22 protein-coding genes are annotated in these 26,871 nt (G+C 71.7%); 14 read left to right on the top strand and 8 right to left on the bottom strand.

The genetic code is table 11. The annotated features are described in order from the left end of the window. The first annotated feature begins 97 nt into the window (after positions 1-97). Positions 98-1,342 carry an aspartate kinase gene (locus IH48_RS0108620; RefSeq protein WP_234434179.1) on the top strand — a complete coding sequence of 415 codons (1,245 nt, stop codon included), beginning with the start codon at positions 98-100 and terminating at the stop codon, positions 1,340-1,342. Between the two features lie 61 nt (positions 1,343-1,403). Here IH48_RS0108620 and IH48_RS0108615 read toward each other — a convergent pair whose 3' ends face one another. The 5 genes from IH48_RS0108615 to IH48_RS0108595 all read right to left on the bottom strand — a co-directional run bounded on the left by IH48_RS0108615 (position 1,404) and on the right by IH48_RS0108595 (position 6,735). After that, entirely contained in the window at positions 1,404-2,618 is a 1,215-nt protein-coding gene (locus IH48_RS0108615; protein ID WP_051839549.1) for an FAD-dependent monooxygenase, read from the bottom strand. 25 nt (positions 2,619-2,643) lie between these two features. Then, positions 2,644-3,945: a phenylacetate--CoA ligase family protein gene (locus IH48_RS0108610; RefSeq protein WP_037841405.1), complete on the bottom strand. Its 1,302-nt coding sequence runs from the start codon at positions 3,943-3,945 to the stop codon at positions 2,644-2,646. Next, positions 3,942-4,625: an amidohydrolase family protein gene (locus tag IH48_RS0108605; protein WP_078849569.1), complete on the bottom strand. Its 684-nt coding sequence runs from the start codon at positions 4,623-4,625 to the stop codon at positions 3,942-3,944. Before IH48_RS0108605 ends, IH48_RS0108610 begins: the two co-directional genes overlap by 4 nt. Before the next feature lie 98 nt (positions 4,626-4,723). Next, on the bottom strand, positions 4,724-5,830 hold the full coding sequence (gene griH, locus IH48_RS0108600; RefSeq protein ID WP_030901364.1) for a 3-amino-4-hydroxybenzoic acid synthase: 1,107 nt from the start codon (positions 5,828-5,830) through the stop codon (positions 4,724-4,726). Between the two features lie 59 nt (positions 5,831-5,889). Next, a complete protein-coding gene (locus IH48_RS0108595) occupies positions 5,890-6,735 on the bottom strand; it encodes a 2-amino-3,7-dideoxy-D-threo-hept-6-ulosonate synthase (protein WP_030901360.1) in 846 nt (281 codons plus the stop codon). Positions 6,736-7,282: 547 nt separating this feature from the next. Between IH48_RS0108595 and IH48_RS0108590 the strand changes: the two genes are divergently transcribed. Continuing rightward, positions 7,283-10,111 (top strand): helix-turn-helix transcriptional regulator, encoded by a 2,829-nt coding sequence (locus IH48_RS0108590; RefSeq protein ID WP_078849568.1) that lies wholly within the window; start codon positions 7,283-7,285, stop codon positions 10,109-10,111. Between the two features lie 75 nt (positions 10,112-10,186). Here IH48_RS0108590 and IH48_RS36185 read toward each other — a convergent pair whose 3' ends face one another. Further along, a complete protein-coding gene (locus IH48_RS36185) occupies positions 10,187-10,666 on the bottom strand; it encodes an AtaL-like protein (RefSeq protein ID WP_051839416.1) in 480 nt (159 codons plus the stop codon). A 316-nt stretch (positions 10,667-10,982) separates the two neighbouring features. Between IH48_RS36185 and IH48_RS0108580 the strand changes: the two genes are divergently transcribed. Then, positions 10,983-12,563, top strand: coding sequence for an FAD-binding oxidoreductase (locus IH48_RS0108580; protein ID WP_324604293.1), 1,581 nt, complete (start codon positions 10,983-10,985; stop codon positions 12,561-12,563). Positions 12,564-12,627: 64 nt separating this feature from the next. Continuing rightward, complete coding sequence (locus IH48_RS0108575; RefSeq protein WP_030901352.1) at positions 12,628-13,362, top strand: SDR family oxidoreductase; 735 nt, start codon at positions 12,628-12,630, stop codon at positions 13,360-13,362. 86 nt (positions 13,363-13,448) lie between these two features. Here the strand turns inward: IH48_RS0108575 and IH48_RS0108570 are convergent, their stop codons facing one another. Continuing rightward, positions 13,449-13,931: an SRPBCC family protein gene (locus IH48_RS0108570; protein WP_030901351.1), complete on the bottom strand. Its 483-nt coding sequence runs from the start codon at positions 13,929-13,931 to the stop codon at positions 13,449-13,451. 284 nt (positions 13,932-14,215) lie between these two features. Here IH48_RS0108570 and IH48_RS0108565 point away from each other — a divergent pair, with 284 nt between their 5' ends. The 8 genes from IH48_RS0108565 (at position 14,216) to IH48_RS0108530 (ending at position 24,086) form a co-directional block, all read left to right on the top strand. After that, positions 14,216-15,700 carry an MFS transporter gene (locus IH48_RS0108565; RefSeq protein ID WP_051839414.1) on the top strand — a complete coding sequence of 495 codons (1,485 nt, stop codon included), beginning with the start codon at positions 14,216-14,218 and terminating at the stop codon, positions 15,698-15,700. A gap of 95 nt (positions 15,701-15,795) precedes the next feature. Next, positions 15,796-17,406, top strand: a complete 1,611-nt coding sequence (locus tag IH48_RS0108560) for an FAD-dependent monooxygenase (protein WP_030901349.1) — start codon at positions 15,796-15,798, stop codon at positions 17,404-17,406. 50 nt (positions 17,407-17,456) lie between these two features. Beyond that, on the top strand, positions 17,457-18,671 hold the full coding sequence (locus IH48_RS0108555) for a 3-deoxy-7-phosphoheptulonate synthase (protein WP_030901348.1): 1,215 nt from the start codon (positions 17,457-17,459) through the stop codon (positions 18,669-18,671). A gap of 99 nt (positions 18,672-18,770) precedes the next feature. Next, entirely contained in the window at positions 18,771-19,541 is a 771-nt protein-coding gene (locus tag IH48_RS0108550; protein WP_030901347.1) for a 2,3-dihydro-2,3-dihydroxybenzoate dehydrogenase, read from the top strand. Between the two features lie 110 nt (positions 19,542-19,651). Further along, positions 19,652-20,311: an isochorismatase family protein gene (locus IH48_RS0108545; RefSeq protein ID WP_030901345.1), complete on the top strand. Its 660-nt coding sequence runs from the start codon at positions 19,652-19,654 to the stop codon at positions 20,309-20,311. Continuing rightward, entirely contained in the window at positions 20,308-22,224 is a 1,917-nt protein-coding gene (locus IH48_RS0108540) for an anthranilate synthase family protein (protein ID WP_051839412.1), read from the top strand. Before IH48_RS0108545 ends, IH48_RS0108540 begins: the two co-directional genes overlap by 4 nt. Positions 22,225-22,360: 136 nt before the next feature. Beyond that, positions 22,361-23,482, top strand: coding sequence for a lactonase family protein (locus IH48_RS0108535; protein ID WP_030901340.1), 1,122 nt, complete (start codon positions 22,361-22,363; stop codon positions 23,480-23,482). 109 nt (positions 23,483-23,591) lie between these two features. Then, complete coding sequence (locus IH48_RS0108530; RefSeq protein ID WP_030901338.1) at positions 23,592-24,086, top strand: Rieske (2Fe-2S) protein; 495 nt, start codon at positions 23,592-23,594, stop codon at positions 24,084-24,086. A 31-nt stretch (positions 24,087-24,117) separates the two neighbouring features. Here IH48_RS0108530 and IH48_RS0108525 read toward each other — a convergent pair whose 3' ends face one another. Then, entirely contained in the window at positions 24,118-25,452 is a 1,335-nt protein-coding gene (locus tag IH48_RS0108525) for an aminotransferase class I/II-fold pyridoxal phosphate-dependent enzyme (RefSeq protein WP_030901337.1), read from the bottom strand. A 23-nt stretch (positions 25,453-25,475) separates the two neighbouring features. Between IH48_RS0108525 and IH48_RS0108520 the strand changes: the two genes are divergently transcribed. Both IH48_RS0108520 and IH48_RS0108515 read left to right on the top strand, forming a co-directional pair. Next, on the top strand, positions 25,476-26,198 hold the full coding sequence (locus tag IH48_RS0108520; protein ID WP_030901335.1) for a pyridoxamine 5'-phosphate oxidase family protein: 723 nt from the start codon (positions 25,476-25,478) through the stop codon (positions 26,196-26,198). After that, a complete protein-coding gene (locus IH48_RS0108515; protein WP_030901333.1) occupies positions 26,198-26,854 on the top strand; it encodes an FMN-binding negative transcriptional regulator in 657 nt (218 codons plus the stop codon). The genes IH48_RS0108520 and IH48_RS0108515 overlap by 1 nt, the downstream gene beginning before the upstream one ends. Positions 26,855-26,871 lie beyond the last annotated feature (17 nt).

Raw genomic sequence — 26,871 nt, 5'->3', positions numbered from 1 at the left:
GTGATGTCCTTCTTCGCGGGGTGCGCCAGGCTCACACCGGCCGGGGCACGCTACCTGATCGCTCGGCCTGAACCTCGAAGCGGGGACGGAGCCAGCCGTGGACATCTTGGTACAGAAGTACGGGGGCAGTTCGCTCTCCCAGTCGGAGAGACTCCGGAGGGCGGCGGAGCGTGTGGCGGCCGCACACCGCGCCGGCAGGCGCACCGTGGTCGTGGTCTCGGCACGCGGGGACACCACGGACGAGTTGCTCGACCTCGTCGAGGAGGTCGGGGGCCGGGGCGCGGCACGCAACGCGCCGCGGGAGGTCGACCAGTTGCTGGCGACGGGCGAGTACACCTCGGCGGCACTGTTCGCCCTGGCCCTGGGGCGGATGGGGGTGCCGGCCGTCTCGCTCACCGGGGCGCAGGCCGGCATTCACGCGGCCGGCCGGCACGGGGACGGGGTTGTCGACTCGATCGACACCGGCCGCATGAGGCGCTGCCTCGACGAGGAGCGCGTGGTCGTCGTCGGGGGGTTCCAGGGGCTCAACGACGCGGGTGACGTCGTGACGCTGGGCCGCGGCGGATCCGACACGACGGCCGTCGCGATCGCGGCCGCGCTCGGCGCCGGGAGCTGCGAGATCTACACCGACGTGGACGGCGTGTACACGGCTGATCCCCGGCTGGTCGAGAAGGCGCGGAAGCTTCCGCACGTCGCCGCGGACGTGATGGTGGAAATGGCGTTCGCGGGGGCCGGGGTCCTGCACCCCAGGTCGGCCGAGCTGGCCGCGGCGCACGGTGTGGAGCTGCACGTCAGGAACTCGCTGGCGGACGGGCAGGGGACCATGGTGGGTGAGGCACGCTCCGGCCCGCTGGAGACCGGGGGCGCGATCACCGCCGTCACCTCGGACACGGACGTGGCGCGGGTACTCGTGCAGTGCAAGGGCCCGGCCGACCCGGCGCCCGAGATCCTGGGCATCCTCGCGGCAAACGCCGTGCCGGCCGACCTCGTCGCGCGCTCCGGCCCGGGTGAGGACGAGTTCCGGATGGGCTTCACCGCGCGCCGAAGTGACATCCCCCGGGTCGAAGGACCGCTCGAGTCCGCCGTGACGCCCCTCGGGGGCGCCGTCCGGGTGGACACGGATGTCGCGAAGGTGTCGCTGGTCGGTGTGGGCCTGCTGAACCGGCCCGAGTACCTGGCCCGCATGACGACGATTCTCACCGGCGCCGGCGTGGCCACCAGTTGGGTGTCCAGCTCCCAGCTGCGCGTGTCGGTGATCGTGCCCGCTCACGACCACGCGAGGGCCCTGCGGCTGCTGCACACGGAGTTCGGGCCGGCGGCGGCCGCGGAGCTCTCTGCGTGACGCTCCCGCAGGCGCACGGACGGGCCCGGGGCGTGTGGTTTCCCCCCGGGCCCGCGGCTCGTCATCGCCTCCCGGCCACCGCTCCCGCGTCGTAGCCGTAGAGCCAGTCCTGCTGCCTGAGGCTCTGCGAGCCGGCCAGGACCAGGTCGCGTTCGCGCTGTCCTTCCCCGTCCGAGAGGTGGAAGGTCCTGGAGTTCGTCCGGGACCGCTCCTGGAGCGCGTCGGTGCGCGGTCGGCGCAGCGCCTCGTAGCGGGCCAGCGCGGCGGGTACGCCGTCCGGGCCGGCTTCCGCGAGGCAGGCGGTCAGCACCACGGCGTCCTCGATCGCCTGGTTGGCCCCCTGTGCCTGGAAGGGCAGCATGGGATGGGCGGCGTCCCCGACGACCGCGACCCGGCCGGTGGACCAGCGCTCCAGCGGATCACGGTCGTGCAGGGCCCAGCGGCCCACCGTGTCCAGGGCCTTGAGGATGGAGATGACCTCCTCGTTCCATCCCTGGTAGGTCTCCACGAGATCCTCGACGCGGCCCTGGGCCGTCCAGGACTCGTCCGACCGGCTTCCGGCCGGGGCCGTGGCCCCGACGCTGAGGAACCGTCCGGAGCTCACCGGGTAGCACACGCAGTGCTGGTCGGGGCCGAACCAGAGCCGGACCTTCGGGTCCTCCAGGAGGAACGGCAGTGCGCCTGCTGGGACCAGGCCCCGGTAGATGGACTGTCCGGAGAACCTCGGGTCGTCCGCGGCGAGTGTGGAGCGAACCAGCGAGTGGATGCCGTCGGCGCCGATCACGACATCCGCGTCGTACGTGGAACCGTCGTCGAAACGCAGCCGCACGCCCTCCGCGACCTCTTCGACGCCTGCACACCGGCGCCCGATGTGCAGCACGTTGTCGTCGATGGCGTCCAGTAGCGCCTGATGCAGATCAGCACGGTGCACGGTGTAGTAGGGCGCCGCGTAGAGCTCCTCGCAGGCGTCGCCGAGTTCGGTGAGGCCGAGAAGCCGGCCGTCGTCCCAGCGGCGCATCTCGACGGCGGAGGGGCGCACCGCCACCATGCTCAGCTTCCGTGCCAGGCCGAGCCTGTGCAGGATGCGGGTGGCGTTGGGTGCGAGCTGCACCCCTGCCCCCACCTCTCTCAGCTGCTTCGTCTGCTCGAACACCTCGCAGCGGATGCCCGCTCGGCCGAGGGACAGTGCCACGGTGAGGCCGGCGATTCCGGCGCCCACCACCGCGATGCGGCTGCCGCCGCACCTACCTGTGGGGGCCGTGCGCTTCTCGTTCATGATCACAACTCTCGACGGGCGGGCGTCAGTAATAGAGGATGGCGTTGTCCCAGTCCTCGTCCGGGCCGAACAGACTCCTGGGCTTCACTACGTCGGGCATGCCGGTCAGGACGTCGCGTGGCACCAGGGCGCCCGGGGCGATCCCTTCGACCACGCACTCCACACCGAGTTCCCGCCGCACGGATCCGGCGAGTTCGGCGCAGGCCGCCGCGCGGTGCTCGTCCGCCACCTCGATCTCGACACGCAGTTGCTCGGAGGTGGTCCGCGCCCGCCAGAACAGCACTCCGTACGCGAAGGAGAGCCGGTACACGAGGTCTTCGAGGCGGTGCTGAGTGACCAGCGTGCCGCCGACCCGATGCCCGTAGACGGCCCGCCCCAGTACGGTCACGGTGGGTAGCACCCAGCCGCACGGGCAGGGGTCGTACGACACCTCCACCGAGTCCTCGAGGTTGTAGCGGAGCAGCGGCATGGCCGCCCGGTGCAGCGGGGTGACGACGAGCTGTCCGGCGCCCTCCCGCCGGATCTCCCCGGTCGCCGGGTCCCGGACCTCGCACAGGACGCGGTCGGCCCACAGGTGCAGTCGCCCTTCCTCGCACTCGCCGGCCAGGCTGCCGGTCTCGGTGGACCCGTACTCCTCGACCACCTCCACGCACCACACCCGGCTGATCCTGGCCCGCCGGGCGGGACTCAGCGGCTCGCCCCCGACGAACAGCGCGCGCAGGGACGGGAAGTCCGCGTCGGGCCTGAGTCCCTGGGCCTCGGCCGCTGCCGCCCACAGCAGGCACTCCGTCGGCATCGACCAGGTCAGCGTCACTTCGAGATCGTGCAGCGCCCTGACGACCCGTGAGTACGGAGTGGCGAGCGAGCGGTTGTCACCGGGAACGACGGTCGCGCCGCCGAGCCGTCCGGCCGCATGCGCCAAGTGCCCGGTGAGCAGCATGGCGTAGGGGGTGCGCACCAGCAGGGTGTCCGTCGCGCGGATGCCCACACGCTTGCGGGCGAACCGCTCCGCGAGGTCCACCCAGTCGTCCTCCGTGTAGTACGACGGCGTGGGCCGGCCGGTGGAGCCGCTGGACTCGTGGTACGTCGCCAGTTCGCTTCCCGGCACCGCCCGCATGCCGAACGGATAGTTGTCACGGAGGTCGGACTTGGTGGTGGTGGGGAGGGCTCCGAAGCCGACCGCGCCTTCGGCGCCCAGCCGGTCGCGGTAGAACGGCGATTCGGCCGCCCGCGCAAGGACCTCGGGCAGCCTCGCCTCCTGCAGCGCGGCGAGTTCGCCGTAGGTCGACCAGTCCCCGATGCGGGGCAGTCTGTCCTTCGTCCTCACTCCGGTTCCTCCAGTCCGAGAAGGCGGCGGGCGTTGCCGCCGTGGATCTTCTGCCAGTCGTCGCCGAGTCGCAGGCACCGGAGCTTTGCCAGCTCCACCTCGGGGTGCTGCAGCGGCGCCTCGGAGCCGAACAGCACTCTGTCGGCGCCGAGCCGGTCGACCGCGGCGCGGGCCACGCAGGTGTAGCCGCCCGAGGTCTCCAGCGACACGTTGGCCAGGGGGGCGATCCGTTCGACGGCGTACAGGTCGATGTTCCCGATGCCCGCATGGCCGAGTACGAACGGGACCCGGGGGTGCCGGGAGGCGAGTGCCACCAGGTCGGCCACCGTGCTGCCGGGGCGTTCCAGGCACACGGTGTAGACGCTGTGCCCGGCCTCGCCGGCGACCTCGACGAGGCGGGCGGTGCGCGGGTCGGCCAGCGGCACTCCGTGCACCGCCGGAGAGATCTCCACCGCGCGGAAGTCCGCCGCCGCCTTGCGGTAGTGCTCCGGGTCCCGGTGCGGGTTGGCGAAGTACGAAGGAATCAGCCGGCCGTTCGACGCCGCGCACGCCCGCAGGACCGCGTCGTTGTCCGCGTCGGACTCGATGTGCCCGCCCTCCACCAGGAAGCGGGAGAGTTGCTCGAGCGGCATGGTGCCGCCCGCGCACAGGACGGCCCGGCCGATGCCGCATTCGTCCATGGTGGCGAGCAATCGGCCGGGAGCGCGGGCCCCGGGGGCGAGCCGGACGTGGAAGTCGAGGACCGGGCCACAGACCGCTGTGACCGGTATGCGGGCGCTCACTTCTCGAGGCAGAACTCGTCGATCGGGTAACCGACGTGGCGGTCCTCGGTGGGCAGGTAGCCGAGGACCTTGTCACCCGCCTTGAGTTCGGTGCTGTTGAGCACGACGCCGCCGGGCCCCAGCACCCGCACGTGCCAGTCGTCCTGAAGGATCAGGTTGACCCGCCGGCCGTCCGGCGCCACCGCGTCGACGGAGATGAGCGGGCGCGACTCGATCTTGACCCGGCCGACGGTCACCATCCGGGTACGGCCCTTGATGTCGACGGCCATCACCTTGCTGCCGGCCTTGAGCTCGCTGAGGTAGCTGGTGCGCTCGTCCTTGGCGAGCGTGTACGAGTGGATGGCCCCCGCGTTCACGCGGAACGGGCGGGTCGGCATGTAGGGCAGCGGGTGCGTCTCGCTGACGCAGAGAACCATGCCCTTGGAATGGGAGCCGACCAGGATGCCCTCGTCCTCACGGAAGTAGGTGCAGGTGTCCACGCACGCACGCTCACCCATGCCGATGTGCGCGCTCTCCACGACCTCGAGCTCCGTCAGGTTCAGGTCGGGCACGTCGGACTGGGCCGCCGCCTTCAGCTTGGCCGCGTCACCGACTCCCTTCGGCGCCATCATCACGCCGTCGGAGCCGTGCTCGAGCACGCCGAAGATGATCTCTGCCTCCTCGACGTCCTGGGCGACGGTCACCATGCTGCCCGTGGAGCGGGCGGCGGCGGCTATGACGATCTCCAGCGGGATCTTGGTGGGGTCGCGGAAGAGCAGCAGGCTCCACCGCTCGGTACGCGCCGAGTCGCAGGCGTCCTCCAGGGTCGGCGCGTCGATGATCTCCACGAAGCGGCCGAACTCCACGCCCGGGTGTTTGATGGCCAGTTCCGCCGGGGTCACACCGTGCCGGGCGGGGTCGACGATGACGACCGTCGCCTCGCCGAAGTCCTCGGGCAGGTCCTTGTCCCGCGGAAAGAGGATCTTCGAGATGGTGGGCGGCAGCTCCGCCAGATCGGCGGTGTCGTCGGCGACGACGCCTTCGAGACGGTAGTGCAGCGCCTCCTGGAGGATCGCCTCCTTGGATTCGCCGAGTCCGCGGATGTCCAGCCAGCTGATCTTCACGTGGTACTCCCCTACGGGTCTGAGTGGTGGGACGGCGGGGGGCAGGCGGTCGGCGCGGTTCAGCCGACCAGGGTCTGCAGGTGTTCCGGGTGTGTGTCCTCCGCGTGGCGCTCGCCGGCACGCCTGCCGCCCAGCCGGTGGAGGCGGTGCGCGATGTGCCGCGTCATCGCGCCCGGGTCGGACGACTGGAAGATGTTGCGGCCCATCGCCAAGCCGCTGACGCCGCCCCGCAGGGCCTCGTCCACATACGCCAGTACGTCGGGCACAGCGGTCCTGGGCGGCCCGCCGGCCACGATCACCGGTATGGCCGCGCTTTTGACGACGTCCGCCATCTCGTCGGGCGAGCCCACGTAGGGCGTCTTGACGATGTCGGCGCCGAGCTCGGTGGCGACGGTGACGGCGTGCGCGACCAGAGCGGGGTCCCGCGGATTGGTCACCTTGGGGCCGCGCGGGTAGACCATGGCCAGCAGCGGAACGTTCCGCCGGTCGCACAGGTCCGACACGCGGCCGAGATCGGCTATCTGCTCCCGCTCTTCGGCAGAACCGAGGTTGACATGCACGCTGACCGCGTCGGCTCCGTGCCGCAGTGCCTCGTCGACGCCGCTGACGAGGTACTTGGCGTCGGGATCCTGGGCATGCATGGTGCTGGCGCTGAGGTGGACGATGAGCGCGGTCCGGGCGAAACGCTCCGCGCTGACGTGCCGCAGGCCTCCCTTGTGCAGGACCACCGCGTCGGCGCCGTTGACCGCGAGCTGTCCGACCAGGGCGTCCAGTCCGCCCTCCCGTGCGGTGATCGGCCCGTCGCTGATGGGGTGGTCCAGCGGTACGACGAGCAGCCGGTCGCCGCCATCGCCGTACAGGCGCTTCAACCGGAGCCTCCGACCGAACGAAAGATTGGTGAACATCACATGTCCTCTCCCTGCGGGTGTGGGGCGGAAACCGATGTGGTTCTCGGTCCCGGCTCGCTCTGAGGTGACCCCCGGGCCCGTCAGACGGAGAGTTTTCGCCGACCGGCCCGTGCGCGCCATCGCCCGTTCACGCCATCCCGTCCACGAGAGGCACGGGAGATTCGGGCAGCGTCGCCCACGGAGGTTCGCAGTGGCCTGGTGGCCCGTGCCCGTGCCGCGGACGGCGGCCTTGGCATTTCGCCGGCGAACGGAATGGAATTCCTCGCTCAAAACACCAGGACGGCGGGCAGTGCCCGCTTTTCTGGAACGTGAGGCTCCAGGTCCGGGGGCGCATGCGGCTCTGCTCCGAGAGATTTTCCGCACCGATTAGTCCTATGGATATACCTCCGCGCAGGAAAAGGTTCCGGCCAATTCCCGGTCCCGCCCCGCATAAATCACCGGCCTCCGATCGGCGGGCAGCGGCTAACGTGGCACCGGAAGTGCCTGCGGCGGGCCACGGACGGAGAACCGGGGCTCGTCACCGACCGATCGCCACGGGGGAACGATGCAGAGCACGGTTGTGGAGAGCGCCGGCCCGGCATTCGGCAGGGACGACGAACTGAGCGTCCTGAGAGGAGCGTTACTGGCTGCCGCGTCGGGGACGGGGCAGTGCCTCGTACTGGAAGGGCCGCCCGGGATCGGCAAGTCCCGGCTGCTCCAGGAGGCCGCCCGCGAGGCGGTGCGGCTGGGGATGACCGTCGCAGCCGGCCGGGCCACCGAACTGGACCGGGTGGCACCGCTCACGGTCCTGCTGTCCGCCCTGCGCGACAGCGTGCCCCCTGTCATGGAACCTTCGGACCTGGCGGCGCTCGGGGGTCTCGGCGGCCAGGAGGCGCACCGTTTCTGGCTGGTGAGCCGGCTCGGCGACCTCATCGAGGAGTTCACCTGCACACGGCCGCTGCTCATCGCGCTGGACGACGCCCAGTCCATGGACGAACTCACGGCGTTCACCCTGCAGATACTGGTACCGAGGCTGCGTGGCTGCTCGGTCGTGTGGCTGCTGGCACGTCGTTCGGCCTCGGACCGGTCACCGACGTACGACGTGGTCGGCCGGCTCCTGGAGGAAGGCGCCGAACTCGTCGTGCTCGAACCGCTTCCGCCCGAGGCGGTCGATCAGCTCTGCTCGCACATGCTCGGCGCCACCCCGGGGCCGGCGCTGTCGGCGCTCGCGGCGCGCGGTGACGGCAACCCGTTTTTGCTGGGGCAGTTGCTCACCACCCTTGAGGACAACGGCCAGTTGTTCCACCTGGGGGACACGGTGGACGTCGTCGGGAAGGACGTGCTGCCCGGCGATTTTTTGACCGCGGTGGACTACCAGTTGCGCCATCTGACCACGGGCACCAGGCGGCTCCTGGAGGCAGGCTCCGTGTTCGGGCGGCCCTTCCTGCCGACCGAGGCGGCCGCTCTCCTGGACGAGCGCGGTGTCGCCCTCCTGCCCCGGGTCGAGGAGGCGGTGAAGGCCCACGTCCTGGTGGACGACGGCCGGGCGCTGGCCTTCCGCCACGACCTGATCAGGGAGGCGGTGTACAACGGTCTGACCGGCTCGGTGCGCCGCGTCCTGCACCAGGAGGCCGCCGCTGTCCTGGAGGCGTCGGGCAGTCCCCGGGCTGAGACCGCGATGCATCTCGTACGCGGCGCGCACAGGAACGACCCGCACACCGTCGCCGTGCTCTGCAAGGCGGCGGACGAGGTGGCCCCCACGTCCCCGAGCACCGCCGCCGACATGGTCCTCGAAGCCCTCGACATCCTGCCCGCCGACGCCCCCCAGGCACCTGACCTGGTCGCCAGGGCGGTGAGCCTGCTGGCCGCCTCGGGCCGTATCCCCGAGGCCCGCGAGCTCGGCGGCATGGCGCTGCGGCGCAACATCCCCCGCGTCCAGGAGGCCGCGGTCCACGTCGGGCTGGCCGACGCGCTCAAGCACGCCGGCCAGGACGCGATGGCGGTCGAGTACACCCGCCGCGCCCTCGCAGGTCCCGGAGTTCCGGACGTGGTACGGGGCCGGCTGCTCGCCGTGCAGGCACACGCCCTGCTCAACGGCGACGATGTGAAGGGGGCGGAGGCCTCGGCTGCCGAGGCGACCGCGATCGGCGAACCGGACACGGCGGTGTATGCGGGCGCCGCGCGCAGTGCGGCCGCACGGATCCGCGGCAGGATCGGCGAGGCCGTGTCGCTCGCGTCCGAAGCCGTGCAGCTCGCGGACGACACGGGTGGGGACGCACGCCACCGGCATCCCCGCCTGTGGCTCGGGCGTGCGATGGTCGCCGCCGACCGCTTCAGCGAGGCCGATGCCGTCTTCGAGCTCGGCGAGGGTGACGCGCGCGCCCTCGGCTCCGCCTGGTCACTGCCGCTGTGGCACTACGGCAGGGCCGAACTGCGGATGATGGCCGGCCGTCTGGACGACGCCCGGGCCGAGGCGCTGGCGGGCAAGGCGGTGGCCGAGCAGCTCAGGGCGCTCGCCATCGTCCCCTCGCTGCTGGCCGTCCTCGGGCAGGCGGCCATTCACCAGGACGAGCTGGGCCGGGCCCGCGAGCTGCTGAGGGAGGCACGCCGGATGGTCGACTCCGGGTACGCCGTGGTGGCGGAGGACATCGCCTGGCTCCACGCCCAGCTGGCCTACGCCGAAGGTGACCCGGCGGCGGCGGTGTCCGCTCTGTCGGGGGTCTACGAGCGGCTGGAGGATCGTCCGCTGCTGCTGACCCAGGTCGCGTGGGCGGCCCCCGCCATGGTGCGGTTCGCCCTCGACGCGGGGGCGCGGCCCGAGGCCCGGACAGCGGCGGAGGCGGCCCGGCGGCTGGCCGACAGCACGCCGATGGCCGTCTCCCTCACCGCTGCGGCCCACCACGCCGAGGGTCTCCTGAACGACGATGCGGCGTCCCTGCGTGCCGCGGTGGATGCCTACCGCACGAGCCCTCGCCACCTGGCCAGGGGCATAGCGCTGGAGGACACGGCACAGGCCGAGATACGCGCACGCCACCGCGCACGCGCCGTCGGCCTGCTGGAGGAGGCACTCGGCCGGTTCACGCACTGCGGAGCCACCCGGTCGGTGGCGCGCGTCCAGCGGTCGCTGCGTGCGCTGGGCGTACGCAGCAAGAACAGGCAGGCGGCGCAGCCGGCCAGGACGGGCTGGGACAGCCTCACGGCCGCGGAGTTGCGCGTGGTGCACCTGGTCGCCGAGGGGCTGACGAACCGGGTCGCCGCGGAGCGGCTGTTCCTGTCACCGCACACGGTGGACACGCATCTGCGGCACGCCTTCGCCAAGCTGGGCGTCTCCAGCCGAGTGGAGCTGGCGCGGCAGGCGATGCTCCGGGAGACGGGCGGCACGCCTGCCGGCTGACCGCCGTCCGCGTGCGGCGTCCGGCGTCTCCCGCCGTTGACCGCGTGGCCCGTGGCCGCGGGCCTCCCGCCGTGGTCATGGCCGCGGCGCCGGTTGCGCGTGCATGCGGACGATGCTGTCGACGATCGGCTGCACGATGCTGCCGAAGTACTGGGCGGTCGACCGGGTGAAGGACGGGTCCCGCTCGCTCTTCGCCTCGCCCTCGGCCGAGAGGACCACCCGTATGGTGAGCGTGGTCGCGCCCTGCTCGTCCCGCCCGATCTCGTTGTGGATCTCGGCCAGGTAGGGGTCGTCGAGCTGGTGGAAGACCATCAGCCGGTGGTCGTGGAAGACGGCCCGCTCCCTGGCCTTGGCCTGGCCGGCCACGGTGATCTGCCTGAGCAGCCCGTCGTCCTGGCGCTCCAGCACCTCGCAGGCGGTGATGCCGGCGATGAACGGAACCGGGTTCTCCGCCTTGCGCAACAGCCCCTGCCACACCTCTTCCGGGCCGAGCCGCCGTCTCTTCCCCTGCCCGTCGTCTTCCACGACCGGCAGCGTCCAGCTCAGCACGGACATGCGTCTTCGCCTCCTCGGGACCGCGACCGCGGCGGCCGCCGGATCGTCCACGCGCCGCCGTTCCCCGGCCAAAGGACAGCTTCGCCGCACCGCCCGCCGGAAGGCATCCCCGATTCCCGTGAGCTTCACCAGGTCGATGGAGGACGGCATGACCCCCGCGACCGGCAGAGGATCACGTGAAAGCGCGATGCGCCCGGGGGCGGCTCTGACAAGGCTGGGCCTTCCACGGCCCGCGTTTCGAGCCACCCGGGAGCGGGCCGAGCGGTACTTGATGGGGGAGCAATACATGAACGGGATATCACGTCGAAGATTTCTGGTGACCACGGCCGCGGCGGGGGCCGCGTCCGGCGCCGCCACGACAGCCGCCGCGGCGGCCCCCGCGGCCGGCCGGAGGACACCGGCCGCCGGTCCCTACGACGTCACTTCGGCGGATCAGCAGTACGCGGACCTGGTCCGCGGGAACAACCAGCGCTGGGTCGGCAGCCCCGACTACGTCCGGCTGGTGACATCGCCGGCCCAGACGGTCGCCGCCGTCCAGTCGGCTCTCGACGCGGGCAAGCGCGTCGCCGTGCGCAGTGGCGGGCACTGCTACGAGCCCTGGGTCAGCGACGGCATAGAGGCCGTCATCGACTTGTCCCAGATGAACGGAGTGTCTTTCGACGGCGCCCGGCGGCTCTTCGTGGTGGAGGCCGGGGCCACGCTCGTGGAGATCTACGAGGCGCTGTACAAGAGGTGGGGCGTCACGCTGCCCGGCGGCACCTGCCCGTCGGTCGGCGCCGGCGGGCATGTGGCCGGCGGCGGGTACGGCGCGCTCTCCAGGCGGTACGGACTCATCGTCGACCACCTGTACGGCGTCGAGGTGGTCGTGGTGGACTCGGCCGGCAAGGCCCGGCTGGTCACGGCGACACGGGACTCCCAGGGTGCGGAGCACGACCTGTGGTGGGCGCACACGGGCGGTGGCGGCGGCAACTTCGGAGTGGTGACCCGCTACCTGTTCCGTTCGCCGTCCGCGACCGGTTCACAACCGCACGAGCTCCTGCCCAAGCCTCCCACCACCCAGCTGGTGAGCTCCGTCTCGTGGTCGTGGGACGACCTCACGGAGCAGTCGTTCGGCAGGATCATGAAGAACTACGGTTCCTGGTGCGAGGACAATTCCGCCGGTTCCTCGCCCTACGCGGGCTTGTTCAGCCAGCTGAAGCCCGCGCCCAAGGCGGCGGGTTCCTTCTCCCTGACCACCGAGATCGACGCGTCCCTGCCCGGCGCCGGCCGGCTGCTCGACGACTTCCTCGCCGCCGTCAACAAGGGCACGGAGATCTCCTTCAGTGTCGACCAGCGCAGGACCATCCCGTGGCTGCACGGCGTCGAGTGGCCCGGCTTCACCGGCGGCGGCGATCCCACCAACCGCTTCAAGGGCAAGTCCGCGTACATGCGGAAGACCTTCACGGACGCCCACGTCGCCGCCTTCTACAGGCACCTGACACGGCCCGACTACGCCTACCCGGGCGCCCTCGTCCTGATCAGTTCCTACGGTGGCGCGATCAACTCCGTCGCGCCGACTGCGACCGCGGTTCCCGCGCGCGACTCCGTCATGAAGCTGATGTACGTGAACTTCTGGTCCGACCCGGCGCAGGACTCCTTCCACCTCGCGTGGATGCGCGAGTTCTACCGGGACGTGTACGCCGGCACCGGCGGCGTGCCGGTCCCCGGCCCCGTCAACGACGGCTGTTTCGTCAACTACGCGGACGGGGACCTCTCCGATCCGCAGTGGAACACGTCGGGCGTGCCCTGGCACGACCTCTACTACGGGGAGAACTTCCCCCGGCTCCAGCGGGCCAAGGCCGCATGGGACCCCACGAACGTCTTCCACCACGCTCAGTCCATACCCCTGCCGGCCTGAACCGGCGACGCGTGGAAGTCCACCGAGAACATGCCCACGAAGTAATGATGAGGAGTCAACCCGGATGAGTCTCAACGGCAAGGTCGCCATCGTCACCGGCGCCTCGCGCGGCATCGGCCGCGCGACGGCCGAGCGCCTCGGCCGCGAGGGTGCCGCGGTCGTGGTCAATTACCACAGCAACAAGGAGGCCGCCGAGGAGACGGTGAAAGCCATCACCGACGGCGGCGGGAAAGCCGTCGCCGTCCAGGGCGACGTGTCGGTCGCGGCCGACACGGCCGCGCTGTACGAGGCCGCGATCAAGGAGTTCGGCGGCGTCGACATCGTCGTCAACAACGCCGCGACCGTGGCTGCCGCTCCGGTGGAGTACATCAGCGAGGAGGATTTCGACCGCCTGGTCGCGACCAACCTCAAGAGCGTCTTCCTCTCCCACCAGCAGGCCAGCAAGCACCTGCGCGACGGCGGCCGCGTGATCAACCTCGCCGCGGGCCTGCCGTCGGCCGCCATCGCCTTCCTCGGCGCGTACGGCGCGACCAAGGTGGGCGTGGAGGTCCTCACCCGGTCGCTGGCACACGCACTCGGCGAGCGCGGAATCACCGTCAACGCCGTGGCCCCCGGCCCGACCGACACGGACATGCTGGCTCCCGAGGCGCGGGCCGACATCGACGGCCTCATCGCCCAGACCCCGCTGCGCAAGCTCGGCCGGCCGGCCGATATCGCGGATGTCGTGGCCTTCCTCGCGGGTGAGGACGCCCGCTGGCTGACGGCTCAGACCATCCACGCGAACGGGGGCTTCGCGTAGCCCGGCTCGGCAGCAGTCGTGCCAACGTCGCGGTGCCCGGCCCCCTCGGGGCTCAGGGACCGCGGCGTTCGCGTACCCGTCGAGGGTCAGGCCGGGGCCACCGTCCGGCCGGCGGTGAGCCGGACGGTGTTCACGGTCGCCGCCGCCGTGTCGTAGAAGAGCAGGTCGTTCTCCGCGACGAAGCCGGCCTCCCGACGGCTGCGCTCCAGCCCGGCCGCGGACAGGGTCGCGGTGAACGTGAAAGTGAGACGGCCCTCCGCATCCTCACCGATTTCGTTGGTGATCTCCGTCAGCAAAGGGTTGTCCAGCTGGGTGAAGACGATGCGGCTGCTCTGCTCCAGCGTCACCCGCTCGCGCAGCGGCATCGTGCTGTCACCCCGGAGCATGATGCGCCGTACGAAGCCGCCGTCGAACTCCTCCAGCAGCTCCGCCGAGGTGATCGACGGCACGTAGGAGACCGGGTGTGCGGCCTTGTGCACCAGGCTTTCCCACAGCTCGTCCCGCCGCACCTCCGGGTACTCGGGAAGGCTGGGATCATTGACCGGCAAGGTGTGCGTGAAGACGACCATGGCCGAACCTTTCGTGCGTTCCTTGGCAAACGGCGTTGCCTTTCGCCGCAGCATGGCCGCCCCCCGCCTTCGCGGACATCCCAGTTTCACGCGATCTGCCACCGCCGCGCGTTGTCCACCCGCTTGCCGCCCCGGGCCCGCAGGATGGCGCGAAGACGTGATGCCGGGCACGGGGACCCGGCCGAGTATGGGTCAGCGTGAGCACGCCGCCTCTTCCGCCTGAGTGTGACGCGGCCCGCCCACGACCTCGATGACTCGACGGCACGACGAACGGGACACCTCTCATGACGAACGACACCACGCCGGAACGGAGCGGGGCCGCGGGCCGCACCGGGTCCCCGGCGTCAGGGACAGCCGGCACCGCCGGAGGCCGCAGTCCCTGGGCCATGTTCTCGGTGCTGGCACTGATCGAGTTCATGTCGGTGATGGACGCATCGGTGGTGAACATCGCCCTGCCCTCCATCCGGGACGACCTGGGCTTCTCGACCACCGGCCTCGCCTGGGTCGTCGACGCCTATCTGCTCGGCTTCGCCGGCTTCCTGCTGCTGGCGGGCCGCGCCGCGGACGTCGTCGGCCGGCGCCGTCTCTTCACCACCGGTGTCGTCCTCTTCACGGCCGCCTCGCTGTGCTGCGGGCTCTCCTCCCAGGACTGGCAGCTGGTGGCCGCCAGGCTGTTCCAGGGCCTGGGAGCCGCGCTGGTCACACCGGCGGCCCTGGCACTGATCACCGACATCTTCCGGGAAGGTCCTGAACGCAACAAGGCGCTGGGCCTGTTCACGGGCATGGCCGGTGTGGCAGCCCCGGTCGGCCTTGTGCTCGGCGGACTGCTCACCACGGTCGGCTGGGAGTGGATCTTCATGATCAACGTGCCGATCGGCATCGGCATCCTGCTTGCCGCACTGCGCCTGCTGCCGGCCGGGGGGCCGCATACGGACGCCAAGCTCGACATCGTCGGTGCCGCCACCGCCACGGCCGGTCTTCTGATGCTCATCCTTGCCATGTCCCGCGGTGGCGTCCAGGGCTGGGGGGCCACGTCGACGCTGGTCCAGTTCGGCGCCGCGGCACTGCTGCTGGCGGCTTTCGTCGTCCGCCAGCGCACCGCGGCCGACCCCGTGCTGCCGTCCGTGCTGCTGCGCATGCGGCCGCTGGTCATCGGCAACGTGGCCTTCGCCCTGGTGGGCACATTGCTGATCTCCACCTTCTTCATCATCACGCTCTACCTCCAGCAGGTGCTCGGCTACGGCCCGGCGAAGGCGGGCCTGTCCTACGTGCCCGTTCCGCTGGCCATGCTGATCGGCACACAGGTGGCCCCCCGGGTACTGCGCTTCGGACCGCAGAACATCCTCATGTGCGGCGTCCTGGTCCAAGCGGCGGCACTGGCGGCCTGGGCACTGGTGATCGACGTCGACGGCAACTACCTCACCGGCTTCGTGCTGCCTGCCGTCGTGTGGTCGTTCGGCCTCGGCGTGTCCATCGTGTCGTCCTTCGTCGTCTGCACCATGGGGCTCACCGGCCCGATCGCCGGCGCAGGCTCCGGACTCGCCACCACCACCTACCAGGCGGGCGGCGCGATCGGGCTCGCCGTTCTCGTCGCCGTCTCCGACGCCCGTACGCACGCCCTGGCCGGCGCCCGGGGGCCGTTGGACGCCTTGGTCTCCGGCCAGCAGCTCGCGCTGTGGTGCTCCGTCGGCGTGGCGCTGACGGCGGCGGTCCTCACGCGCTTCATCCGCTTCGGCGCGCGGGCCGGCGCCGAGCCCCAGGCCTCGTAACGAGTGCGCCGGGCACGGCCCCGATCCCGGGCCCCGCCCCGGCCGGCCTTCGTCCGGTCGCCTTCTCTCTCCATGCCGATCCCGCAGGAGTCCGTGTGCTTGACCACGACGCGCCACTTCCCGACAGCACGCCCGTCCTGATCGTCGGTGCCGGACCGGTCGGGGCGACACTCGCCCTCGAACTGGCCCGCCACGGTACGCGCAGTACCGTCGTCGAGCGTTCCACCACCGTCTCGGCCCATCCCAAGATGGACTTCATCAACGGCCGCAGCATGGAACTCCTGCGCCGCCTCGGCGTGACGGACGAGATCCGCCGGCGCGGCGTCGCGCCCGACGAGCCGTTCGACTTCCACTGGATCGCGGACCCGGCCAGGCCGCCCGTCTCGGTCTGGAAGTACCCGTCCGTTGCGGACCTGCACCGCAGGTTCGCCGACATCAGCGACGGCTCGGCACCGCTGGAGCCCTACCAGCGCCTCCAGGGCTCCCTCCTGGAGGACGTCCTGCGCCGGCGGCTGCGCGAGCACCCCCTGGTCGACCTGCGCGAGGGCTGGGCACTGCTCGACCTGACGGATGATGGGGACGAGGTGTCGGCGTCGCTGTCCGACGAAGTCAACGGTGCGATGGGCTCCCTGCGCGCCTCCTACCTGGTCGGCTGCGACGGCGGCGGCAGCACGGTACGGCGCGCCACGGGGATCACCACGCGGCTGAGCGGCCCCAGCACCCGGCACTGCGACGTGTACTTCCGCAGCGAGGACCCGGCGCTGTCACGCAACGGGAAGTTCTTCCTGACCGTCACCGCGGGCGGGGCGACGCTCGTCAACCGCGACGGCGGACGCACCTGGACCGGCACGTTCGTCCTCGGCGACGTGGAGGACGAGCCGGACGAGCCGCTCGCCGTCGTCAAGGAGCGGCTGGGCATCGACTTCGCGGTGGACGAGGTCCTCAACGTGGCGTACTGGAACGGGCGGCTGGCCGTCGCGGATTCGTACCGAGCCGGGAGGGTCTTCCTCGCGGGCGACTCGGCGCACCAGTTCTACCCGACCGGCGGACACGGCGCGAACACGGGTCTGGGCGACGCCGTGGACCTCGGCTGGAAGCTCGCGGCCACGCTCGGCGGCTGGGCGGGCCCACGCCTGCTGGGCTCCTACGAGGCCGAACGCCGGCCGGTCGCACTGTTCAACCGGGAGATGTGCGCCAACCTCCTGGCCGTGTGGATGCGCTTCCCGCAGTTGGCCGCTGCCGGCGCGTCCTCTCCCCAACTCGCCGCCTACCTCGACAAGGAGCGGTTCCAGATCGACAACCTGGGCATTCACTTCGGCTACCACTACACCGCCTCCCCCGTCATCCGGTACGAGGGCGGCGCGGAGCCCGGCTGGCAGTGGCACTCGATCGTCCCCGGCACCGTGCCCGGAAGCAGGGCACCGAACCTGGCACTGGAAGACGGCACACCGCTGTTCGACCGGCTGGGCGCCGGATACACCCTCGTCGACCTCTCCGGCGAGAACCGGGGCAAGGATCTGGTGGCGCAGGCGGTGCGCAAGGGCCTGCCGTTCGCACTCCTCACGGTCGACGACGAAGCCGTGCGGGCCGCCTGGGAGCGCGCGCTGGTGCTCGTACGGCCCGATCACCATGTGGCGTGGCGTGCCGAGGCGGCACCCGCTCCCCGAGTGTGGGACGACCTGCTCGACCAGGTCACCGGCGGCTGACCGAACGAAGTACGACCGATCGATCCAACGGGGGATATGGGATGTCAGGCATGGCTGACGGGTCCGGCACGCTGATCGCGTCTCCGGATCCGGGTCAGGCGCGGCAGCAGCCCGACTGGGCGGACAGACGGCGACTCACCCTGGTGAGACGGCGGCTCGCCGAGGCTCCGGGGCTGGTCCGCGTCGAGGAGACCGACAGGTTACGCGGCCTGCTCGCGGACGTCGCGGCGGGCGAAGTCCGGGTGCTCCAGGCGGGCGATTGCGCGGAGGACCCCGCGGAGTGCACGCCCGGGTACGTGGCACGCAAGGCGAGGCTGCTCGACGCGCTGGCCGAGGTGGTCAGGAGGTCCACGTCGCGACGGGTCGTGCGGGTGGGCCGGATCGCAGGCCAGTTCGCCAAACCGCGTTCGCGTCCGACCGAACCGGTGGGCGATGGTGAACTACCCGTCTACCGGGGACACATGGTGAACAGTCCACTGCCCCGGGCCGAAGACCGTGTGCACGACCCGGACCGCATGCTGGTGTGTTACGAGGCCGCGCGCAGCGCGATGGCACTGCTCGGATGGCCGGGCGAGGGCGGCCACGCGCGCGCCACCGACGGCACGGCGGCGACGCCGCACGTGGACCGGCGAGTGTGGACGAGCCACGAGGCGCTCGTCCTCGACTACGAGTTGCCTTTGCTGCGGCGCACGAACGACGGACGCCTGCTGCTCACCTCGACACACTGGCCGTGGATCGGCGAGCGCACACGTCATCTGGACGGCCCCCAAGTGGCGCTCCTGGCCGAAGTGGTGAACCCGGTCGCCTGCAAGGTGGGACCCGCGACGACAGCCGGCGAGGTGGCGGCCCTGTGCGAGCGCCTGGACCCGGCGCGCGAACCCGGGCGGCTGGCTCTCATCGCGCGGATGGGCGCCGACGCGGTGGCGGCGAGGTTGCCACCGCTGGTCGAGGCGGTCCACTCGGCCGGTCATCCGGTGGTCTGGCTGACCGACCCCATGCACGGCAACACGGTCAGCGGCCCCGACGGGCTGAAGACCAGGTTCCTCGATGCGGTGCTGCGCGAGGTCAGGGAGTTCCAGTCGGCGGTCCGCTCGGCCGGCGGTGTCGCCGGCGGCCTTCACCTGGAGACGACTCCCGACAATGTCACCGAGTGCGTGGCCGACCGAGCGGGCCTCGACCAGGTCGGGGACAAGTACACGAGCCTGTGCGACCCGAGGCTCAATCCGGAGCAGGCCCTCCAAGTGGCCGCCGAATGGCGCGGATGAGCGAGGTGGGCGAGTCGCGCCACGAGGCGTGCCGTATCCACCCCGGAGTCGCTTCCCGGCCGAGCACCACGTGGACGAAGTCAACGGAGGTCCGTAGGGATGAAGGGCAAAACAGCGATAGTCACCGGTGCGGCAGGCGGCATCGGAGCGGCGGTGGTCCGCGGCCTGGGCGAGCGGGGAGTGCGAGTGGCCGCGGTCGACAGGGACGCCGGCCGGCTCGGCGAAACGGTGCGGCGAGCCTCCGCGGCCGGTGCGGCCGTCGAGGCGTTCGTGGCCGATGTGACCTCAGCCGAATCGGTCGAGGCGCTGGTGGACGCGGTGGAACACCGCCTGGGGCCGGTCGGCTACCTCGTCAACGCCGCGGGCGTGCTGCGGCTCGGCGAGGCGCGGAAACTGACCGACGAGGACTGGGCCGGGACGTTCGCCGTAAACACCACCGGCGTCTTCCAGGTGTCACGCGCCGTGGCCAACCGGATGGTCGAGCGCGCCGGGGGTGCGATCGTCACCGTCGCGTCGAACGCGGCGGGCACGCCCCGCACGGGCATGGCCGCCTACGCGGCGTCGAAGGCGGCCGCGACCATGTTCACCAAGTGCCTGGGACTTGAGGTCGCCCGGTACGGCATCCGCTGCAACGTGGTGGCACCCGGCTCCACGGACACGCCGATGCTCACCTCGATGTGGCGGGACGAGTCCGACCGCCGGGGGACCGTCGAAGGCCGGCTCGACGCGTATCGCGTGGGCATCCCACTCGGGCGGGTCGCGAGCCCCGCCACCGTGGCCGACTCGGTCGTGTTCCTTCTCTCCGACCAGGCCTCACACATCACACTCCACGCCCTCACCGTCGACGGAGGCGCCTCTCTCGGCGTCTGATCCCGACGTCCCGACGGCGGCGCCGGCACGCAAGTACACACGCACACTGTTGTTCCGGTCGCCGGGGAGACAGCCGGCGACCGGAATGCCCGATCACGCGGGAGACGTCCATGTCCGGCATACCCACTGTCCACTCGTATCGCATGCCCACGGCAGGCGACCTGCCCAGCAACACGGCACCCTGGGTGCCCGATCCGCGCCGCGCGGTCCTGCTGGTGCACGACATGCAGCGCTACTTCGTCAACGCCCTCCCATCCGGCGAGCCCCGGGATCAACTGATCGCCCATGCGGCGCGATTGCGCGGCCGCTGTGCCGCTTCCGGCATACCGGTGGCGTACACCGCGCAGCCCGGGGGAATGGACGAGCGGCAGCGAGGGCTGCTGAGGGACTTCTGGGGACCCGGGATGCGTACGGGGCTCGAAGACCGGCAGATCGTCGACGCGTTGGCGCCCGCCCCCGGCGACCGGACCTTCACCAAGTGGCGCTACAGCGCCTTCGTGCGGTCCGATCTCCTGGAGTGGATACGGGCCTCTGGCCGTGACCAGCTCGTTCTGTGCGGCGTGTACGCGCACGTCGGAGTGTTGATGACGGCCGTCGAGGCGTTCAGCCACGACATCGAGACCTTCCTGGTCGCCGACGCCGTCGCCGACTTCTCCGAGGAACACCACCGGAGTGCGCTGCGGTACGCGGCGGAGCGCTGCGCGGTGGTGCTCGACACCGACACCGCCGTCGATGCGCTCGGCGTGGATACGGGGGCTCCGGCCCTATGACCACGCAGGAGATGCCCGCACCGCAGGACCTGCTGGATCGCGTCCTGGCTCCGGATCCGCCGCCCTTCGCGCTGCTGCACCGGCCCAGGACGGTGAGCCCTGACCTGCTCGAGGTGGTGACAGGTGACTTCGCCACGCTCGGCTCCCTCGCCGAGTTGCCCCTACGCGGGCGGTCGGCGGGCGGGCGGGGCGCCGCCCACGAGGTGCTCGCACTGCTCCCCTACCGGCAGATCGGGGAACGCGGCTTCGACTGCGTCGACGACGGTGAGCCCCTGCTGGCCATGACCGTCACGGACCAGAGCGTCATGACCGCGGCCGAGGTGGTACGCAGGATTCCCGAGGTGCACATGGGCGTCACCGGTCAGCACTTCGACGTGGACGACCGGACGTACGCGGGGATCGTGCGCCGGGTGGTCCAGGACGAGATCGGCCAGGGTGAGGGCGCGAACTTCGTCATCCACCGCTCGCTCGTCGCGGACATCGACGACTACACGCTCGCACACGCCCTCTGCTTCTTCCGGCGGCTGCTGCAACGCGAGAAGAGCGCGTACTGGACGTACCTGGTGCACACCGGGGACCGCACCCTGGTCGGCGCCGGCCCCGAGCAGCACATCAGCGTGCACGGCGGGGTGGCTGTGATGAACCCGGTCAGTGGCACCTACCGCTACCCGGCCGGCGGCCCGTCCCTGCCCGACGTGATGGAGTTCCTCGCCGATCCCAAGGAGACCGACGAACTCTACATGGTCGTCGACGAGGAGCTGAAGATGATGGCCCGGATCTGTGGGGACGGCTGCCGGGTCACGGGGCCGCACCTCAAGGAAATGGCCCGGGTGGCGCACACCGAGTACTTCGTCGAGGGACGTACCGGCCGCGACGTGCGCGACATCCTGCGCGAGACCATGTTCGCGCCCACCGTCACCGGCAGTCCCCTGGAGAGCGCCTGCCGGGTGATCAGCCGCCACGAGCCGTCGGGCCGCGGCTACTACAGCGGGGTCGTGGCACTCGTCGGGCACGACGAAAAGGGGGAGCGCACCCTCGACTCGTCGATCCTCATCCGTGCCGCCGACATCGACGGCGGTGGCCGGCTGCGCATCGGCGTGGGCGCCACGCTCGTACGGCACTCGGACCCGTGGTCCGAGGTCGAGGAGACCAGGGCCAAGGCCGCCGGGCTGCTCAGCGCGCTGGAGAACGGCTCCGACACGCGCCTCGGTGACCACCCGGACATCAGCGCTGCCCTGGCACGGCGAAACGACACGATCTCCGGGTTCTGGCTCGGCGACGGCTCCGCCCGCGCCCACCAGGACTCGGTACTGGCCGGCCGCACGGCGCTCGTCATCGACGCCGAGGACACGTTCACGCACATGCTCGACCAGCAACTGCGCGCGCTGGGGCTCGATGTCACCGTCCGCCGTTACGACGAGCCGTACGACCTCGGCGCCGCCGACCTGGTGGTCATGGGCCCGGGCCCCGGAGACCCGGGTGAGCGCAACCACCCGAAGATCGCCCATCTGAAGGGCGCGATCGACCGGTTGCTGGCCGATCGGCGGCCATTCCTGGCGGTCTGCCTCAGCCACCAGGTCCTCTCCGCCCGTCTCGGCTTCCCGCTGAGACGGCGTGACGTGCCCAACCAGGGTGTGCAGAGACGGATCGACCTCTTCGGTGACCTGGAACGTGTCGGCTTCTACAACGCGTTCGCCGCCTGGAGCGGCGAGGACAAGGCCGACTGCGAAGGCGTGGGTCCCGTCGAGATCAGCCGTTCGCCGGAGACGGGCGAGATCCACGCCTTGCGGGGACCGCACTTCTCCTCCCTGCAGTTCCACGCGGAATCCCTGCTCACCCAGGACGGCCCGCGGATTCTGCACGCGGCAACGGCCCGCATCCTGGCCGGGTACCCGTGGACGCCGCGGGGGTGAAGCGCGTCAGACATCCGTAAGACCCGTTCGGGGTAAGCACGCGGGACGGGGCGACACGAAAGGTCCGACGGGGCCAAGCAGGCCCTGTACGGCCCGGGTCACCGGTGCCGTCGCTCTCGCTTCGAGGAATCACTTCATGAGAAAGCAGCCTGCCGCGGTGCTGGCCGGTGCCTCCGCCGCCGCTCTGGCGTCCGTGGCCCTCTTCGCGGCACCCGCATCCGCGCACACGCCCCACCACACTGCCCCCGCCGCGCACGGTGTGGTGTTCGTGCAGAACGACGACGTCAAGGGCAACGCCGTCGTCACCTACGACCGGGCCGGCGACGGATCGCTGACGAGGGCGGGCACCTACGCGACGGGCGGCCTCGGCGGCCAGGAGGAGGGCACCGGGCCCGACCACCTCGCGTCGCAGGGCTCCCTCGCGTACGACAAGGCCCACCGGCGCCTGTACGCCGTCAACGCGGGCAGCGACACGCTCACCGTGTTCGCCGTGCGCGGCGACCGGCTGGTGCGCGAGCAGACCGTGTCCACCGGGGGCTCCTTCCCCGTGAGCGTGACCGTGCACGGCGGCAGCGTGTACGTGCTCAACGCGCTGGACGGCGGGTCCGTGCAGGGCTACCTGAACATCGGTGGCCGCCTCGTGCGCGTGCCGTCCCTCCACCGCGACCTGGGGATCAAGGGTGATGGCACGCCCGGCCAGGTGTCGTTCACGCCCGACGGCTCGAAGATCGTGGTCGCGGGCAAGGCGAACAACACGCTGGCCGTCTTCCGCGTCGGCCTGCTCGGGATGTCGGCCAGGCCGACGTCGACGGTCCTGCCCTCGGGCGGCGCGCCGTTCGCGCTCACCTTCGACGCCGAGGGCCGGGCGGTGGTCGCGGACGCGTCCGCGAACTCGCTGGACACCTTCGCCGTGCGGCGAGGCGGCTCGCTGACGAAGGTGGACGAGGCCGCGACCGGCCAGCAGGCCACCTGCTGGGTGGTCAGGGACGGCCGCTTCTTCTACACCGGCAACGCGGCCAGCGGCACCATCTCAGGCTTCGCGCAGCGCCACGGGCGTTTGACGCACATCGGGGACACCCCCTCGGGCGCGGGCACCGTCGACCTCGCGGTCAGCTCCGACGGCACGTTCCTCTACGCCCAGGTCGGCACCACGGGCAGCGTGACCGGCTTCCGCGTCCACGCGGACGGCTCGCTCACGGACGTCGGCTCGGTGACGGTGCCGAACGCGGTCGGCGGCGAGGGCATCGCCGCCTCCTGACCGTGATCTTTCGCTCCCCGGTGAACGCGGCGCGGCCGGGCCCCGTACCAACGGGTGGCCCGGCCGCGACCGCGCCGGCCGCATTCGCCACGCGAAGGGGAGCACCACCATGACGGGTACGCACACAGCCGCAGGCGGCGTGACACGCAGGACCGTGGTCGCCGCGGCGGGAACGGCGGGACTCGGCGCGGCACTCGTCGCATGCGGCGGCGGTTCGAGCGGTTCGAGCAGCGCGAGCGGTCCCGCCGACGCCGGTGGTTCCGCGCCCGGATCGGGCTCCGGCTCCTCCGGGCCGTCGGACAAGGCGTCGGGCGGGGACGACGTGCTCTCGAAGACGGCGGACATCCCGGAGGGCGGCGGCAAGATCTTCGCCGACCGGAAGGTCGTCGTGACCCAGCCGAAGGCGAACGAGTTCAAGGCGTTCTCCGCGGTCTGCACGCACCAGGGCTGCACGGTGGCGTCGATCAGCGACGGCCTCATCAAGTGCCCCTGCCACGGCAGCGAATACAGCATCGCGGACGGCAGTGTGAAGGGCGGCCCGGCTCCCAGCCCGCTGCCGCCGGAGCAGATCAAGGTCTCGGGCGGCTCGATCTCGCTGGCCTGAGCCGCGCCGCCTGCCCCCGCGCCGCGCCGCGTCAGCCGAAGCTGCGGGCGGGCGCGGGGCTCACGGCCGCCGCCACCGTGTCGGCGACGGGCTCGATGTCGGCGGCCGTGAGGGTGGACACCGTGATCCTCAGGCCCTGCGGCGCCGCGATGCGAAAGCGCGCGCCGGGCGCGACGACGAGCCCCGCGTGCAGCAGCCGCGCCACCGCACCCGTCTCGTCGGACACCGGCACCCACACGTTCATCCCGCTGCGCCCGTGCGCCGCGACGCCGCGCGCCGCCAGGGCGCGCACCAGCGCGTCGCGGCGCCTGCCGTAGGCGGCGGCGACCGCCGGCACGTCCACGGCGGCCGACTCCCACAGCTCCACCACGGCGCGCTGGAGCAGGCCGCTGACCCAGCCGGGCCCGAGGCGCTGGCGCCCCATCACGCGGTCGACGGTGAGTTCGTCGCCGGTGAAGACGGCCAGGCGCAGATCGGGTCCGTACGCCTTGGCGACGGAGCGCACCAGCGCCCAGTGGGCGGTGCTCCCGGCGAGCGGGTGCAGCGGCAGGTCGACGATGGCGTGGCCGTGGTCGTCCTCGATGAGCAGCACGTCGGGCCTGCTCGCGAGGAGGGCGCGCAGCTCGGCGGCGCGCGCCTCGGTCACGGCGGCGCCCGTCGGGTTCTGCGCGCGGTCGGTGACGACGACGGCGCGCGCGCCGGCCGCGAGGGCATGCGCCATGTCGGCGGTCAGCGGGCCCGCGTCGTCCACGCCCACCGGCAGCGGCCGCAGGCCGAGCGCGGGTACGAGGTCGAGGAGGCTGCCCCAGCCGGGGTCCTCGACCGCCACCGTGTCGCCGGGCTTGAGGTGTGCGGCGAGCACCCGCTCGATCACGTCGAGGGAGCCGGAGGCGACGCCCGTGGGCCCCGCGGGGACTCCGTCCGCGTCGAACCCCGCGCGGGCCAGGCGTGCGAGGCCGGGGTCGATGGCCGAGCTGCGCCCGTAGAGGCGCGGGTGCTCGGCGTTGCCGCGCGCGGCCGCGGCCAGCGCGTCGTGCAGCGGGGGCAGCAGGGCGGTGTCGGGGTTGCCGTCGGCCAGGCCTCGCGCGCCCGGCGGCACGTCCACCCCGAGCGAGCCGCGGGACGTGCTGGCCGGCCTGTCGCGGACACGGCTGCCGCGGCGCCCCGCGGTCTCGATGACGCCGCGCTCCCGCAGCGTGCGGTAGGCCGCGGCGACGGTATTCGGATTCACGCCGAGGCGTGCCGCCAAGTCCCGCATGGGCGGAAGAAGTTCGCCGGCGGCGAGGCCGCCGGACGCCACTGAGCGCTCCACGCTGGCCGCGATTTCTACTGCGCGACGGCCTTCGATTGGGTATTCTCCTAGCACAAAGCAGATTATGCACTAGTGCAATGGAGGACGCAATGCCGGACGCGGACACCGTGGCCGACCCCCGCCCGACCGGATACCCGCCGACCGCACGTACCGTCCCGACGCGCTCGAAGGAGCGGGCGAGCTACGACAGGGAACTGGTGCACCGCCTGCTCGACGAGGCGTACGTGTGCCATCTGGGATTCGTCAGGGACGGCGCACCCGTGGTCCTGCCGACGCTTTACGCGAGGGTCGGCGAGCGCCTCTACGTGCACGGCTCGACGGGCTCGCGCCCCCTGCGCGCGGCCTCGGTGGGCGGCGAGGACGCGCAGCAGGACGCGGGCCTGCCGGTCTGCCTGACCGTCACCAGGATCGACGGCCTGGTCCTCGCGCGTTCCGCCTTCCACCACTCGATCAACTACCACTCGGTCGTGGTGCACGGCGTCGCCCGCCAGGTCCACGACGAGGCGGAGCGGCGGGCCGCGCTCGACGCGATCGTCGACCACGTCGTGCCGGGCCGCGCGGCTGACTCGCGTCCGGCGAACGACAAGGAGCTCGCGGCGACGGCGGTCATCGGCCTCGACCTGGAGGAGGTCTCCGCGAAGATACGCACGGGCGGGCCGAACGACGAGCCCGAGGACATCGGCCTGCCGTACTGGACGGGCGTCGTCCCCGTCACGCAGCGGTACGGGACGCCCGTCCCGGCGGACGACCTGGACGCGGCCGTGCAGCTGCCCGGCTACCTGAAGGGGATGGGCGCCTGATGCTGATCCACCCCTGGGACGAGCCGCCCGAGGACCGCGTCTGGCGCGAGTGGCTCGCGGAACACGACTTCGGGGAGCTCGCCGTCAACGGCGCCCCGGGCGAGCCGCCGTTCGTCCAGCCGCTGCACTTCGCCTACGACCCGGCGGCGGGCGCGCACGGCGAGGTGATCACGCACCTGGCCAGGCCCAACCCGCTGTGGCCCGCGGTCCAGGCGCGGCCGACGGTGCTGCTGAGCGTGGTCGACGACTACGTGTTCGTGCCGGGCCCCTGGCAGGCGCCCGACGGCACCCCGCCGGAACACGGCGTGCCGACGAGCTTCTACACGGCGGTCCAGCTGACGTGCGAGGCGCGGGTGGTGGACGACGCGCAGGAGAAGGCGGCACTGCTGGACCGCCAGGTCACCCACTTCCAGGGCGAGGGCGTCTCGGAGCCGGTGCGGGCGGGCGAGCCGCCCTTCGGCAGGATGCTGCCCGGCATCAGGGTGCTGCACCTCGAAGTGAGCGCGGTGCGCGCCAAGTTCAAGTACGCGGCGCACAAGCCGGAGGACGTCAAGGAGCGCACGGCGGCGGGCCTGCGGGCGAGGGGCGCGGCACACGACGCGGAGGCCCTCGCCCACCACACCCGCCACCGGGCTCGGCTCGACACGCGGCCCTGACGCGCGGTGCCACGGCG

Origin of the sequence: Streptomyces sp. NRRL F-5126 (genome assembly GCF_000721265.1) — a bacterium.
GTDB lineage: Bacteria > Actinomycetota > Actinomycetes > Streptomycetales > Streptomycetaceae > Streptomyces.
Note: the sequence above shows the minus strand (reverse complement) of the source record. Positions and strands in the feature narration are given on the sequence as shown.